Origin of the sequence: Constrictibacter sp. MBR-5 (assembly GCF_040549485.1) — a bacterium.
Taxonomy (GTDB): Bacteria; Pseudomonadota; Alphaproteobacteria; order JAJUGE01; family JAJUGE01; genus Constrictibacter.
The window spans coordinates 816,636-830,252 of the sequence record NZ_JBEPTK010000001.1 but is presented as its reverse complement, the minus strand read 5'-3'; the positions used below and the strand labels follow the sequence as shown (position 1 = coordinate 830,252).

General features: G+C 69.4%; 13 protein-coding genes. 4 read left to right on the top strand and 9 right to left on the bottom strand.

Translation table 11 applies throughout. From position 1 onward, the window contains the following. Positions 1-157 precede the first annotated feature (157 nt). From bufB to ABIE65_RS03980, 3 genes are read left to right on the top strand one after another with little or no spacing between them, the layout of a single operon-like run. On the top strand, positions 158-1,060 hold the full coding sequence (bufB, locus tag ABIE65_RS03990; RefSeq protein ID WP_354075672.1) for an MNIO family bufferin maturase: 903 nt from the start codon (positions 158-160) through the stop codon (positions 1,058-1,060). Next, positions 1,044-1,832, top strand: a complete 789-nt coding sequence (locus ABIE65_RS03985) for an HvfC/BufC family peptide modification chaperone (protein ID WP_354075670.1) — start codon at positions 1,044-1,046, stop codon at positions 1,830-1,832. Before bufB ends, ABIE65_RS03985 begins: the two co-directional genes overlap by 17 nt. Beyond that, positions 1,829-2,335 (top strand): DoxX family protein, encoded by a 507-nt coding sequence (locus tag ABIE65_RS03980; protein WP_354075668.1) that lies wholly within the window; start codon positions 1,829-1,831, stop codon positions 2,333-2,335. The genes ABIE65_RS03985 and ABIE65_RS03980 overlap by 4 nt, the downstream gene beginning before the upstream one ends. Here the strand turns inward: ABIE65_RS03980 and ABIE65_RS03975 are convergent. From ABIE65_RS03975 to ABIE65_RS03950, 6 genes are all read right to left on the bottom strand, one after another. Beyond that, positions 2,326-3,045: an RraA family protein gene (locus tag ABIE65_RS03975; RefSeq protein ID WP_354075666.1), complete on the bottom strand. Its 720-nt coding sequence runs from the start codon at positions 3,043-3,045 to the stop codon at positions 2,326-2,328. The two genes, ABIE65_RS03980 and ABIE65_RS03975, sit on opposite strands and share 10 nt — an antisense overlap. A gap of 95 nt (positions 3,046-3,140) precedes the next feature. Further along, positions 3,141-3,851: an RraA family protein gene (locus tag ABIE65_RS03970; RefSeq protein ID WP_354075664.1), complete on the bottom strand. Its 711-nt coding sequence runs from the start codon at positions 3,849-3,851 to the stop codon at positions 3,141-3,143. Between the two features lie 79 nt (positions 3,852-3,930). Then, on the bottom strand, positions 3,931-5,304 hold the full coding sequence (locus tag ABIE65_RS03965; RefSeq protein WP_354075662.1) for a TRAP transporter large permease: 1,374 nt from the start codon (positions 5,302-5,304) through the stop codon (positions 3,931-3,933). Continuing rightward, positions 5,301-5,834, bottom strand: coding sequence for a TRAP transporter small permease subunit (locus tag ABIE65_RS03960; protein ID WP_354075660.1), 534 nt, complete (start codon positions 5,832-5,834; stop codon positions 5,301-5,303). Before ABIE65_RS03960 ends, ABIE65_RS03965 begins: the two co-directional genes overlap by 4 nt. 29 nt (positions 5,835-5,863) lie before the next feature. Then, the gene (locus ABIE65_RS03955) at positions 5,864-6,919 is read right to left on the bottom strand and encodes a TRAP transporter substrate-binding protein (protein WP_354075658.1); all 1,056 of its coding nucleotides are present in this window, start codon (positions 6,917-6,919) and stop codon (positions 5,864-5,866) included. A gap of 130 nt (positions 6,920-7,049) precedes the next feature. After that, entirely contained in the window at positions 7,050-7,751 is a 702-nt protein-coding gene (locus tag ABIE65_RS03950) for a ribonuclease activity regulator RraA (RefSeq protein ID WP_354075656.1), read from the bottom strand. Positions 7,752-7,920: 169 nt separating this feature from the next. Here ABIE65_RS03950 and ABIE65_RS03945 point away from each other — a divergent pair, with 169 nt between their 5' ends. Then, a complete protein-coding gene (locus ABIE65_RS03945; protein ID WP_354075654.1) occupies positions 7,921-8,343 on the top strand; it encodes a BLUF domain-containing protein in 423 nt (140 codons plus the stop codon). A 109-nt stretch (positions 8,344-8,452) separates the two neighbouring features. Here the strand turns inward: ABIE65_RS03945 and infC are convergent, their stop codons facing one another. From infC to ABIE65_RS03930, 3 genes are all read right to left on the bottom strand, one after another. Beyond that, a complete protein-coding gene (infC, locus tag ABIE65_RS03940) occupies positions 8,453-8,941 on the bottom strand; it encodes a translation initiation factor IF-3 (protein ID WP_354075652.1) in 489 nt (162 codons plus the stop codon). A gap of 112 nt (positions 8,942-9,053) precedes the next feature. Beyond that, positions 9,054-11,003: a threonine--tRNA ligase gene (thrS, locus tag ABIE65_RS03935; RefSeq protein ID WP_354075650.1), complete on the bottom strand. Its 1,950-nt coding sequence runs from the start codon at positions 11,001-11,003 to the stop codon at positions 9,054-9,056. An 87-nt stretch (positions 11,004-11,090) separates the two neighbouring features. Next, a complete protein-coding gene (locus ABIE65_RS03930; RefSeq protein WP_354075648.1) occupies positions 11,091-13,616 on the bottom strand; it encodes an ABC transporter permease in 2,526 nt (841 codons plus the stop codon). Position 13,617 lies beyond the last annotated feature (1 nt).

The window sequence follows — 13,617 nt, the reverse complement described above, 5'->3', positions numbered from 1 at the left end:
GGGGGGGGGGGCGGGGGGCCCGCCGGGGGCCGGGCCCCGGCGCCGCGCCGCCCCCGCCATTAGTGGCCCCCCCCCCCCCCCCCCGCCCGGCGCCCCCCCCCCCCCCCGCCCCGCCCCCCGGCGCCTCGTACCGTCCAGAGGCTCCGGAGGCATGGCGATGACATCGGCAGGATTGTCCGACACGCGCGTCGACGGGCCGGTACCGGCACGCGCCGGTATCGGCCTGAAGCCGCAGCATTATCGCGACATTCTCGACTCGGTGCCGGATCTCGGCTTCTTCGAGGTCCATGCCGAGAACTACATGGGCGCCGGCGGCCCGCCGCACCGCTGGCTGGAGGCGATCCGCGCGCGCTACCCGCTGTCCCTCCACGGGGTGGCGATGTCGATCGGCGCCGCCAGGCCGCTGGACGACGACCATCTCGCACGCTTCCGCGACCTCGTGCGCCGCTACGAGCCGGGGCTGGTGTCGGAGCATCTCGCCTGGTCGACGCACGACACGGGCTTCATCAACGACCTGCTGCCGCTGCCCTACACGGCCGAGACGCTGGCGCGGGTCTGCGAGCATGTCGATGCGCTGCAGGCGGCGATCGGCCGCCGCGTCCTGATCGAGAATCCCTCGACCTATGTCCGCTTCGCCGAGAGCGAGATGGCGGAGGTCGACTTCCTGGCCCAGATGGTCCGGCGGACCGGCTGCGGCCTGCTGCTCGACGTCAACAACGTCGCGGTGTCGGCCGCCAACCACGATTTCGATGCCGGCTCCTATCTCGAGGCCTTTCCGCTCGCCGCCGTCGGCCAGATCCACCTCGCGGGACACGCGGTCACCGTGGACGGCGACGGCGGCCCTTTGCTGATCGACGCGCACGGGTCTCCCGTGACCGGCGATGTCTGGGCGCTCTATGCCGACGTGGTCCGCCGCTGCGGCCCGCTGCCGACGCTGATCGAGTGGGACAATGACGTGCCGTCGTGGCCGGTGCTTCTGGGCGAGGCGGCGCAGGCGGATGCGGTCCTGCGGCAGTTGGCGCCCGCCGCCGTGGAGGTGCGCCATGCCGCCGCTGGCTGAGACGCAGGCGGCGTTCGCCGCCGCGCTGGCCGATCCGGCGATGCCGGTACCGGGCAATGTCCTCGGCGCTCGCGACCTGCCGGACGCGCGCCGGTTCGCGGTCTACCGGAACAACGTCGCCGTCTCACTGATCGAAGCGCTGCGTGCCCGCTTTCCCGTCGTGGCGCGGCTGGTGGGCGAGGATTTCTTCGCGGCGATGGCGGGCGCCTATGCGCGGGCGCATCCGCCGCGATCGCCGCTCCTCTTCCTCTTCGGCGATGGGCTGCCGGCGTTCATCGAGGCGCTCGAGCCCGCCGCCGATCTGCCCTACCTGCCGGACGTGGCACGGCTGGAAATCGCCTGGAGCCGGGCCTACCACGCCGCGGAGGCGGTGCCGGTCGGCGTGGCGGCGATTGCCGCACTGCCTCCCGCCGACCTCTCGGACCTGCGGCTGACGTTGCATCCGTCCGTGGGGCTGGTGGCTTCGCCGCACCCGGTGGTGGGGATCTGGGCGGCGCACCAGACGTGCGGTCCCGTCGTGCCGCCGGACGAATGGGTGGCCGAGGAAGGCATGGTCGTGCGGCCCGACGCCGATGTTCTGGTCCATCGCCTGCCGCCGGGCGGAGGGGCCTTCGCCGCCGCGGTGCTGGCGGGGGCGCCGCTGGGCGAGGCCGCCGAAGCCGGCGTCGCCGCGGCGCCGGCCTTCGATTTCGGTCGCAATCTCGTCGGCCTGTTCCAGGCCGGTGCCGTCGTCGGCGTCAGCGCCGCAACACTCTCGGAGCCGTCCGCATGACCACGAACCTGCACACACTCGTCGGGAGCGCGGCGGCGCTGCTCGGGCGGTTTCCGCCGTCGGTGGTCCAACTGGCGCTGCGATTCGCGCTCGCGGTGCCCTTCTGGCGTTCTGGCCTGACCAAATGGGACGGCTTCCTGGAACTCTCCGGCGGCGCGGTCTTCCTGTTCACCTCGGAATTCCGGCTGCACCTGTTCGGCGCGGAGATCGCCTATCCGGCGCCGATCCTGATGGCGTGGCTGTCGGGCGTCGCCGAGATCGTCCTGCCCGTCCTGCTCGTCCTCGGCCTGGCCACGCGCTTCGCCGGGTTGGGGCTGCTGGCGATGACGGCGATCATCCAGCTGACCATCCCCGACGGCTGGGCCAACTTTCACCTGCCCTGGGCGGCAATGGCCCTGGCGGTCATGGCCTATGGGCCGGGCCGGATATCGCTCGACCATCTGATCGTCCGCCTGATGCGCGGCGGACCGGCGGCCGGGCCGGCCTACCGCTTTCAGCCGTAGCGGCGGGTCAGCAGCGGGCGCAGGCTCTCGATGTCGGCGCCCGGCGCGGCGCAGGCGGCGAGCAGTCCGGCGTCACGCGCACGCAGGCCGCGCGCGACCTCCGGCAGGTCGTGCAGCGCGTCTTCCGGGACCACCACCGCACCGTGCCGGTCGACATGGACGATGTCGCCGTCGCGAACGGTCATGCCCGCCACGGATACCTCGCAGCCGAAGGCGACGATGTGCAGCCAGCCTCTTGCGGGCCGGTGGCCGCGATGCAGTACCTGCAGGTCGGACGGCGACGCGTGGCCGCCACGGACGGCGCCGTCGGTGAGGAGGCCGAGACAGCCGAGGGCCTTGTAGGCGGCGGCTGCGGCGGCGTCCCAACAGGCACCGATCGCGTCGGGGCCGTCGATGTCCTGCCAGACGAGGATGGCAGGCCTGGGCTTGGACGCGAGATGTTCCAGCCACGCCGCATGGCGCGCGACGGCGCCGGGGCAGGGGGCGGCGGTGGAGACGAGGGCGGTACGCGCCCGGCCGGCCACGGGCGCCAGTGCCGGGCGGGCGCAGTCGAGCGGCCGGGTGGTGTGGCCGGCCGCCCGCCGTTCCGGTGCCGCATGCTCCAGCGCGTCGCACACCCGCGGCGTCGAGAGGCGCATCAGCGCCTCGATGTCACGCCGGGAGATGCCGACGCTGCCGCGCGCATTGTCGGGCGGCAGGCGTGGGGTCATGCGCGGGTGGCTCCTTTGCCGCGTGGACGTCCTGCCCGATGAACGCCTCGCCCCGGCGAAGGTGCCGCCCCCGCGAAGACGCCGGGCGGATCGTCCTAGTGGACGTCCTGCGGGCCGATCATCGCGGCCTTCAGCTTGTCGAAGGAGAAGTCCGGGCCCTTGCAGACGTCGAGGATGACCTTCTCCTTGGCGGCGATCTGCGCCGCGGCCTCGGCGACCTTGCGGGCGACCGCCTTCGGGATGACGACGGCGCCGTGCCGGTCGGCGTGGATCAGGTCGTCGTGCATGACGGTCATGCCGGCGACGTTCACCTGGCAGCCATAATCGACGATGTGGACGTAGGCATGGCTCGGCTTGATGCTGCCGGCGATCATCTGGAAGCCTTCCGGGATCGCGTCCAGGTCGCGGATGCAGCCGTCGGTCACGACGCCCAGCGAGCCCAGCGCCTTGTGGATGTTGGAGTTCACCTCGCCCCAGAAGGCGCCGTAGCCGGCGCGCTGGCCGTCCAGGTCCTGGATGACGGTGATCTTCGGCACCGAGCCCTTGCTGGCATATTCGTAGTAGCCGATACGCACGTCGCGCGCCGGGATGTCGCCCAAGCCCGAGGGGCGCATCGAGCGCATCGTCGCGGTGCGCGCATATCCCACGATCGGCGGCAGGTCGGGGAAGGGGCAGACCAGCGGGTCGACGGTATAGCCGTAGCCGCGGCGCTCCGGCGCCACGATCTCGAGCGCATTGCAGACGGTCGGCGTGTCGAGGGCGCGCAGGGCGGCGAGTTCCGCTTCGTTCAAGGGCGCGTCAGTCATTGGTTTCCTCCGGACGGCAAGAGCCGGTGCGGTTGCCCGCACCGGCGGTGGTTGACGTGACGAGAGACTACAGGACCGTCTAGCGATAGGCGATGCTCGGAAGCCAGGTCGCGAGATGCGGGAAGACGACCACCAGCAGCAGCCCGACGACCTGAAGGATCACGAAGGGCACGATCCCGCGATAGAGATGCATCACCGTGATCTGCGGCGGTGCCACCGACTTCAGGTAGAAGAGGGCGAAGCCGACCGGCGGCGTCAGGAACGAGGTCTGCAGGCAGACCGCCACCAGGATGGTGAACCACACCGGATCGAAGCCGAGCTGCGGCACCACGGGGGCGAACAGCGGCAGCACGATCAGCGTGATTTCCACCCAGTCGAGGATGAAGCCGAGCAGGAAGACGACGAGGAGCATGACCGCGAGTACGCCCGCCGGCCCGAAGGGCAGCGAGAGCAGGCCTTCCTCGATCACCTGGTCGCCGCCGACGCCGCGGAGCACGACGGCGAAGGTGGTGGCGCCGGCGAAGGCCGCGAAGATGAAGGAGGTCGTCTTCGCGCTGCTGTACATCACCTCCTTCAGCGTCGGCAGGTCGAGCTTGCGGTTGACGAGCGCCAGCAGGGTGGCGCCCATCGCACCCACGCCGGCCGCCTCGGTCGGCGAGGCGATGCCGAAGAAGATCGATCCGAGCACGGCCAGGATGAGGAGGCTCGGTGCGATCATCGCTCTCGCCACGGCGATCAGCATCTCGCTGGTGGCGACCTCTTCCTCGCCCGGCGCGAGTGCGAGCGGCGGTGCCAGGCTGGGCTTCAGGAAGGCGATCGTGGCGATGTAGAGGAAATAGAGACCGGACAGGATGAGTCCGGGGAAGACCGCGCCCATGAACAGGTCGCCGACCGACAGGTTCATCTGGTCGGCCATCAGGATCAGCATGATCGACGGCGGGATCAGGATGCCGAGGCAGCCCGAGGCCGCGATGGTCCCGACGGCCAGCTCCGGCTGGTACCGGTCCTTCAGCATGGTCGGCAGGGCGAGCGTCGTGAGCAGGACGACCGAGGCGCCGATGATGCCGGTGGAGGCGGCCAGCACGGTGCCGATGATCGTCACCGCCAGTGCGAGTCCGCCCGGTACGCTGCGCATCAGCATCTGCAGCGAGCGGAGGAGTTCGTTGGCGATGCCGCTCTTGTCGAGCATGAGTCCCATGAAGATGAACATCGGTACGGGTACCAGCCCGTAACTGCTCATCACGCCGAAGATCCGGTTCACCGCGAAATGCAGATAGCCGAGATCCGCGTCGACCCAGACGTCGAAATAGGTGTTCAGGATCTCGCCGGTTACCGCGAAGATCACCGCCACGCCGCCGAGGACGAAGGCCAGCGGATAGCCCGTGAAGAGCAGGGCGATGAACGTCGCGAACATCAGCACGACGAAGAGAAGGTTCGTGTCGAACTCGGTCATCGCCGTACCTCCGGCCGCCGGTAGCCGGCAAGGAACAGGGCCTTCTGGATCGCAACCGACACGCCCTGCAGGCACAGCAGCAGCAGGCCGATGCACAGGATTCCCTTGATGACGTACCGCGCGGGCAGGCCGCTCGGCATGTCGGAGCGCTCGCCCAGCGCCCACGATTCGAAGAAATACGGGACCGAGAAGTAGAGCAGGAAGCCGGCGAAAGGCAGTAGCAGGAACAGGCAGCCGAAGAGGTCGATCCAGGCCTTCTTCCGCTCCGAAAGCCCGGCATAGACGACGTCGACGCGCACGTGCGCGTCGTCGACATAGGTGTAGGCGAACGCCAGGAGGAACGCCGCGGAGTAGAGGTGCCACTGCACCTCTTCCAGCTCGATCGAGCCGATCCCGAAGACGTAGCGAAGGGTCACGTTGAAGACGATGACGATCATCAGCAACGGATAGATCCAGGAAGCCGCCTTCCCCACCCGGGTGTTGAACGCGTCAACGCCCCGGGTGAAGCGGTCCAGTACGGACGGATTCATCGGTGGGTACCGCTCCGATCAGCCGGCCGTTACTTGGGAATCCCCATGTCGTTCCAGCCCCGCACCTTCGCGATGTAGGCCTTCTGGTTCTCGTAGACGCGCTTGAAGTCCGCGTCGGCGGCCGCCTGCTCGGCCATCACCTCGTCGGTCTTCTCGCGGAAGGCCTTCATGACGTCGTCGGGCCACATCCGCAGGTTCACGCCCTCGGCCCGCAGGTCGTCCAGCGCCTTCGCCTGCTCGCCGTCGCCGCGCGCCGTCTCCCAGGCGATGTTCGCCTTGCAGGCGACCTCGATCTGGTACTGGTTGTGCTTGGGCAGGGCGTCCCAGAACTTCTTGTTGATGATCAGCTCGGCGGTCGACGCCGGCTGGTGCCAGCCCGGGAAGTAGTAGTTCTTGGCGATCTTCTGGAAGCCGAGCGCCTTGTCGATCGACGGCATCGAGAATTCGGTTCCGTCGATGACACCCTTTTCGAGGTTCGGGAAGATCTCGCCCGCGGCCAGCAGGGTGACCGAGGCGCCGAGCTTGCGCATCACCTCGCCGGCGAGGCCGGCATAGCGGATCTTCAGGCCGTTCAGGTCCTGGACCGACTTGATCTCGTTGCGGAACCAGCCCGAGGCTTCGGGGCCGATCATGCCGCAGAGCATCGCGTGGATGCCGTGCTTCTCGTAGACCTCCTGGAAGAGCTTGCCGCCGTCGCCTTCCTGCATCCAGGCCATGAATTCGGGGACGGTCGGCCCGAAGGGCACCGCGGCGAACATGGTCAGGGCGGGGATCTTGCCCATGATGTAGCCGGGCCAGCCGTAGGAGGCGTCGAGGTTGCCCGACTTCACCGCGTCGAACATCTCGAAGGTCGGCACCAGCTTGCCCGCCTCGTAGTAGCGGACCTCGATCTCGCCGTTGGAGATCTTGCCGATATTGTCCGAGAGGTTCTTGCTGGCTTCGCCGATGACCGACAGCGTCGGGTTGAACGCCGTCTGCAGCTTCATCCTGGTCTTGGCGTCCGCCGCGCCGCCGGCCCCGACCGACAGTGCGACGGCGCATGCAGCGCCCGCGAGCAGGCGCAGAAAGCCCTTACGATATCCCATCTCTTACCTCCCCAAGATTCATCCGGCTCATTGACGGCCGGTTACCGCGATCTTGAAGGGGAGGAAGACGAAGCACAATGATTTCGATGCGGCCGCCGCGGCGATTTCTGTCCGGGCGGCCGCATGGCGGTCACCTCTTCTTGGATGCTTCGTAGCGGGCCTTGTTCTCGGCGTTCGGCGGATAGAGGCCGGGCAGTGCCGCGCCCTTGTCGACCTCGCCCATGATCCAGTTTTCCAGGTTCTCCTGCTCGGGCGCCGCCGCGACGACTTCGTCGAGCAGCGCGGCCGGGATCAGCACGGCCCCGTCGTCGTCGACGACGATGACGTCGTCCGGGAAGACCGCGACGCCGCCGCAGGCGATCGGCTCCTGCCAATTCACGAAGGTCAGGCCGGCGACCGACGGCGGTGCCGCGCCGCCCTGGCACCAGACCGGCAGGCCCGTGCCGCGCACGCCGGCGAGGTCGCGCACGACGCCGTCGGTGATCAGCGCCGAGACGCCGCGCTTCACCATGCGCGCGCAGAGGATGTCGCCGAAGATCCCCGCGTCGGTGACCCCCATGGCGTCGGCGACGGCGATGCAGCCTTCCGGCATCGCCTCGATGGCGGCGCGCGTCGACTTCGGCGAGGACCAGGATTCCGGGGTCGCCAGATCCTCGCGCGCCGGGACGAAGCGCAGGGTGAAGGCGCGGCCGACGAGCCGCGGCTGGCCGGGCTGCAACGGGCGCGTGCCGCGCATCCAGACGTTGCGCAGCCCCTTCTTCAGCAGCAGCGTGGTGATCGTCGCGGTCGAGACCGCCGACAGGGTTTCCACGATCTTCGGGTCGAGACTCATCGGGCACTCCATGGTGTGGTGCGCTCAAGCTGCGGTCGTGCCCGCGTCGAGGTCAAGCCCGCATCGCAGGCGGCGCGCCCCCGGGGCGCGTCGCCCTCAGCGCCGCCGTGATAGACTTCGGCAACAGATATGGTAGCGGAATCGGGCCAGATTGGGGTGGGGGCGGAGCGTGATCTCGATCATCTACATCAGCAACGCCGCGAGCCGTCTGTCCGCAGCGGAACTCGACGAGATCCTCGTCTCCAGCCGGCGGAAGAATGCGCGCATAGGCGTCACCGGCATGCTCGTGCACATGGACGGAAGCTTCATCCAGGCGCTGGAGGGCGAAGCCGACTCGCTCGACCCCCTGATGTCGCGCATCGCCGACGACAGGCGCCACCGCGACTTCGTCGTCATCGCCCGCTACCCGATCGCCGCACGTCAGTTTCCCGACTGGTCCATGGGCTTCCGGCGCTGCGACGGGGCGCCGCCGGCCGAGCTGGCGGAGCACTTCCTCAATCTGCGCAGGCCGGTCTTCATCGCGGGTTCCGCGACGGCGGGGAGCGTCGCTCACCGGCTGATCGAGGGCTTCCGCCAGCGCAGCCGCGGCTGACAGGCGGCAGCCTGCCGCCCGCAACGAAAAACGGGGCCGAACGCCGGCCCCGTCCTTTCTCGAACGATATTCCTCGGTCGCGTCGCCTCGCGACGACGCTGAGACGCGATTACCGCGGGGCCATGACCATGACCATCTGGCGGCCTTCGAGGCGCGGGAACGACTCCACCTTGGCGAGTTCGCCCAACTCCTCGCGCACCCGCTCCAGCAGGTTCACGCCGAGATCCTGATGCACCATCTCGCGACCGCGGAAGCGCAAAGTGAGCTTCACCTTGTCGCCTTCCTCGAGGAAGCGGCGGACGTTGCGCATCTTGATGTCGTAGTCGTGGCTGTCGATGCCGGGGCGCATCTTGATCTCTTTGACCTCGATGACCTTCTGCTTCTTCCGAGCCTCGTTCTTTTTTTTCTGCGCTTCATATTTGAAGCGACCGAAATCGAGGATCTTGCAGACCGGCGGATCGGCGTTCGCCGCGACCTCGACGAGGTCGAGCCCGGCATCCGCAGCCGCACGTAGGGCGTCCAATCGGCTCACGACGCCGATCTGCTCTCCGTCTACGCCGACGAGACGCACGTTGCGCGCATCGATCTCCTCGTTCACGCGCGGCCCGTCCTTGGTCGGCGGCGTGTTGAATGGTCCGCGTGCTATTTACAACCTCCGTCGTTTGCGTCCGCGCTTCCGGCCGTCCGGGAGCGCTTTTCCCGGCACAGCATCAGGGCGATTCTGTGGCGGGGGCGGACGCCTCCTTCTTTAAGGTATCCACGGCTTGCGCGAGCGCAAGTGTTTCCTGCACCTGACCGGGCAGGCGGCGCACCACCACCATGCCCTGTTCGGCCTCGCGCTTGCCGAGCACGATGGCGATCGGCGTCTTCGCCACGATGTGCTCGCGCAGCTTGTAGCCGATCTTTTCGTTGCGCAGATCGGCCTCGACGCGCAGGCCGGCGGCCCTCAGCGCCTTCACGACCTCCTCGGCATACGCGTCGGCCTCCTGGGTGATGGTCGCGACCACCACCTGGGTCGGCGCCAGCCAGAGCGGGAAACGGCCGGCATAGTTCTCGATCAGCACGCCGATGAACCGCTCGAACGATCCCAGGATCGCGCGGTGCAGCATGACCGGCCGGTGCTTTTCGCCGTCCTCGCCGACATAGGTGGCGCCGAGCCGGTCCGGCAGGACGAAATCGACCTGCAGGGTGCCGCACTGCCAGTCGCGGCCGATCGCGTCGCGCAGCACGAATTCCAGCTTCGGCCCATAGAAGGCGCCTTCGCCGGGGTTCAGCGTATAGGGCAGGCCGGCCGCCTCGACGGCGTCCTTCAAGGCACCCTCGGCCTTGTCCCAGGTCTCGTCGGTGCCGGCGCGGACCTCGGGGCGGTCGGAGAACTTGACGGTGAGTTCCTCGAAGCCGAAGTCGCGATAGACCGACTGCAGCAGGGCGCAGAAGGTCTCCGTCTCCGCCGTGATCTGGTCCTCGGTGCAGAAGATGTGGGCGTCGTCCTGGGTGAAGGCGCGCACCCGCATGATGCCGTGCAGCGCACCGGACGGTTCGTTGCGATGGCACGCGCCGAACTCGGCCAGCCGCAGCGGCAGGTCGCGATAGCTCTTCAGGCCCTGCTTGAAGATCTGGACGTGGCCGGGGCAGTTCATCGGCTTCAGCGCGAAGATCCGCTCGTCCTCGGTCTGGCTGGTGAACATGTGCTCGCGGAACTTGTCCCAGTGGCCCGAGGCTTCCCAGAGCGAGCGGTCCATCAGCTGCGGCGTCTTGATCTCCACATAGCCGCCGTTCTCCAGCCGGTCGCGCATGTAGCGCTCGATCGTCCGGAACAGGTTCCAGCCCTTCGGGTGCCAGAAGACGGCGCCGGGCGACTCCTCCTGCACGTGGAAGAGGTTCATCTCGCGGCCGATGCGGCGATGGTCGCGCCGCTCGGCCTCGGCGAGCCGTTCGAGATGCGCCTTCAGGTCCTTCTCGTTCAGCCAGGCCGTGCCGTAGATCCGCTGCAGCATGGCGTTGCGCGAATCGCCGCGCCAGTAGGCTCCGGCCAGCTTCATCAGCTTGAAGGCGTGGCCGACGCGGCCGACCGAGGGGCTGTGCGGGCCGCGGCAGAGGTCGAGCCAGTCGCCCTGGCGATAGATCGAGATGTCCTCGCCCGGCGGCAGGGTTTCGATCAGCTCGACCTTGTACTTCTCGCCGGCGTCGGCGAAATGGCGGATCGCATCGTCGCGCGACCAGACCTCGCGGACCAGCGGCTTGTCGCGGTCGACGATCTCGTGCATCCGCGCCTCGATCTTCTCCAGGTCGTCGGGCGTGAACGGCTCGTCGCGGGCGAAGTCGTAGTAGAAGCCGTTGTCGATGACCGGGCCGATGGTGACCTGGGTGCCGGGATAGAGGTCCTGCACCGCCTCCGCCATGACGTGCGCCGCGTCGTGGCGGACGAGGCCGAGCCCGTCCTCGCTCTCGCGGGTCACGATGGCGATGGCGGCGTCACGCTCGATAGGCAGGTACAGGTCGCGCAGGTCGCCGTCGATGCGCACGGCCACGGCGTCGCGCGCCAACCGCTTGCCGATCGACTCCGCGACCGTCGTGCCCGTAGTCCCCGCCGGGAAGCGGCGCACGCTTCCGTCGGGCAGGGTGAGGGCGATTTCGGCCTGGGAGTCCGGGGCTTGCATAACTGCACGCTCGACTGCGGTTGAGTGGACCGCACATTTAGCGGTCGGGGCACTCGAATCCAAGCGCAGTCGCCGCCGGTACCGACGTCAGGGGTTGCGCAGCAGCGGGGCGGCCTTCTGCCCGAGGGCCCGCCAGACGCCGACGAAGCCGAGGACCAGCGTCATCGCGATGCAGCCGAGGACGCTGCCGGCGAGCGCGGAGGGGGCGAAGCTCCAGGGGAGCCCCATCACCTCGGTGACGACGACCCAGGCGGTGAGGGCGCCCAGTGCCGCGCCGATCGCACCGGTGACGACACCCAGCAGCAGGAACTCGGCCGCCCAGGCGCGCAGGATGTCGCCGCGCGTCGCGCCGAGTACCTTCAGCACGACCGCCTCGTAGATCCGGCGCCGCTGTCCCGCCGCGACGGCGCCCGCCAGCACCAGCCCGCCGGCCAGGAGCGTGATGCCGGCCGTCGACCGCACGGCGACGCCGATCTGGTCGAGGACGTTGCCGACCGCTTCCAGGGCGTCGCGCACGCGGATCGCCGAGACGTTGGCGAAGTTGTCGGTGACCGCGCGCACCAGCGGGCCCTCGGCCTCCGGCGTGGTGCGGACCGTCGCGATCAGCGTATGCGGCGCGCTTTCCAGCAGGCCCGGCGCGAAGATCACCGCGAACTGCAGCTGCACGTCGGTCCACTCGATCTCGCGCAGGTTCGCGATCCGCGCCTCCAGTTCGCGCCCGAGGATGTTGAAGGACATCGTGTCGCCGACCGTCAGGCCGAAGCCGCGGGCCAGGCCGGCATCGAGCGAGACCGCGAGAGGGCCGCTATAGTCGGCGGGCCACCATTCGCCCGCGACGATGCGCGTGCCGTCCGGCGGCGTGGTGGAATAGGTCAGGCCGCGCTCGTTCTGGACCGCCCAGCGGGATTCCGGCGCGATCTCCGCCTGGTCGACGGGCACGCCGTTCAGCCGCGTGATCCGCCCGCGCAGATGTGGCATCCGCTCGATGTCGGAGACGCCGGGGACGCCGCGCGCCACCTCGACGAACGCGTCGGACTGGGCCGGCTGGATGTCGATGAAGAAATAGCTGGGCGCGCTGGTGGGGAGGCGTTGGCGGACCTCGCCGGAGAGGTTGCTCTGGATCAGTGCCACCGCCGCCAGCACGGTCACGCCGAAGCCCAGGGACAGGATCACGCTGGTGGTCGCCGCCCCCGGGCGCGACAGGTTGGAAACGGCGAGGCGGATGGCCTGGATGCGTGAGCGGGGGGCCGCCGCGGTCGCCCGGACCACCAGCATCGCCGTAGCGAGGAAGAGCAGGAGGGAGCTCACGGCCCCGCCGACGAACCAGGCGGCGAAGCGCGCATCCGGGGCGGTGCCGATCACCAGGCCGCCGAGCAGCAGGGCGGCGGCGCCCGTCGCCAGCAGCGCCGGCCAGCGCGGCCAGCCGCCCGCCTGCGCCACGAGGTCGCGGAACAGGGTGGCCGGGGGAAGCGCCTGGGCGCGCGCCAACGGCAACAGCGAGAACACGATCGCGGTGAGCAGGCCGAACAGCGCCGCCAGGGCGAGCGCGCCGGGATAGATACCGGCCTCCGGTGCCACCGGCAGCAGTCGCGCCAGGATGCCGGAAGCGGCGATCGGCATCAGCGCGCCGAGGATGATGCCTGCGACGATGCCGACCAGGGCCAGGGCCATGACCTGGGCGAAATAGGTGAGGAACACGACGCGGCCCGGCGCCCCGATGCATTTCAGCGTCGCGATGGTCGCCGTCTTGCCGCCCAGATAGCTGCGCACCGCGTTCGCCACGCCGATGCCGCCGACCATCAGGGCGGTCACGCCGACCAGGGTCAGGAACAGCGTCAGCCGGTCGAGCATGCGGCGCAGGCCGGGTGCGGCCTCGTCGTGCCGCCGGACGCGCCACGCCGCCTCCGGATAGCGTTCCGCGGTCGCCCGTTCGAACGCCTGTGCGTCGCCCCCCGGCGGCAGGCGCAGGTGGTAGTGCCACTGCACGAGGCTGCCCGGCTGGATCAGGCCGGTCGCGGGCAGGCTGGCGGCGGCCACCATCAGGCGCGGGCCGAAGCTGAACAGGCTGGTGACGCGATCCGGCTCGCGCGTCACCGTCGCACGCAGCTCGTAGCGCAGGTCGCCGATGCGGATCGTGTCGCCGATCGCCAGGCCGAGCTGCTGCAGGAGGATCGGGTCGCCGGCGGCCCCCCACCGTCCGTCCCGCTCGGCCAGGGCCGCGTCCAGGTCCTGGGCCGGTTCGAGGTCGACGGCGCCGTAGATCGGATAGGCGGCGTCGACCGCCTTCATCTCGACCAGCGTCTGGCGCTCCGGCGTGACGGCCATCGCGCGCATCTCGATCGACTGCGCGACACTGCCGGCGGCTTCGAACCACGCCTGCTGGTCGTCGGTCGCCGGGCTGTAGGTGGTGCGCACGACGATGTCGCCGCCGGCGAGTTCGCGCGCGTCGCTGCGCAGCGCCGTCTCGACCGCCTGGGACAGCGAGTTGACGCCGGCAATGGCGGCGACGCCGAGTGCCAGGCAGGCGACGAAGATGCGGAAGCCGGACAGGCCGCCGCGCAGTTCGCGGCGGGCGAAGCGGAGGGCCGCGGCGAACTCGGAAAGGCCGTTCATG

Coding starts and splice junctions, on each gene's coding strand:
- bufB (WP_354075672.1), top strand. CDS start 158: ATGACATCGGCAGGATTGTCCGACACGCGCGTCGACGGGCCGGTACCG.
- ABIE65_RS03985 (WP_354075670.1), top strand. CDS start 1,044: ATGCCGCCGCTGGCTGAGACGCAGGCGGCGTTCGCCGCCGCGCTGGCC.
- ABIE65_RS03980 (WP_354075668.1), top strand. CDS start 1,829: ATGACCACGAACCTGCACACACTCGTCGGGAGCGCGGCGGCGCTGCTC.
- ABIE65_RS03975 (WP_354075666.1), bottom strand. CDS start 3,045: ATGACCCCACGCCTGCCGCCCGACAATGCGCGCGGCAGCGTCGGCATC.
- ABIE65_RS03970 (WP_354075664.1), bottom strand. CDS start 3,851: ATGACTGACGCGCCCTTGAACGAAGCGGAACTCGCCGCCCTGCGCGCC.
- ABIE65_RS03965 (WP_354075662.1), bottom strand. CDS start 5,304: ATGACCGAGTTCGACACGAACCTTCTCTTCGTCGTGCTGATGTTCGCG.
- ABIE65_RS03960 (WP_354075660.1), bottom strand. CDS start 5,834: ATGAATCCGTCCGTACTGGACCGCTTCACCCGGGGCGTTGACGCGTTC.
- ABIE65_RS03955 (WP_354075658.1), bottom strand. CDS start 6,919: ATGGGATATCGTAAGGGCTTTCTGCGCCTGCTCGCGGGCGCTGCATGC.
- ABIE65_RS03950 (WP_354075656.1), bottom strand. CDS start 7,751: ATGAGTCTCGACCCGAAGATCGTGGAAACCCTGTCGGCGGTCTCGACC.
- thrS (WP_354075650.1), bottom strand. CDS start 11,003: ATGCAAGCCCCGGACTCCCAGGCCGAAATCGCCCTCACCCTGCCCGAC.
- ABIE65_RS03930 (WP_354075648.1), bottom strand. CDS start 13,616: ATGAACGGCCTTTCCGAGTTCGCCGCGGCCCTCCGCTTCGCCCGCCGC.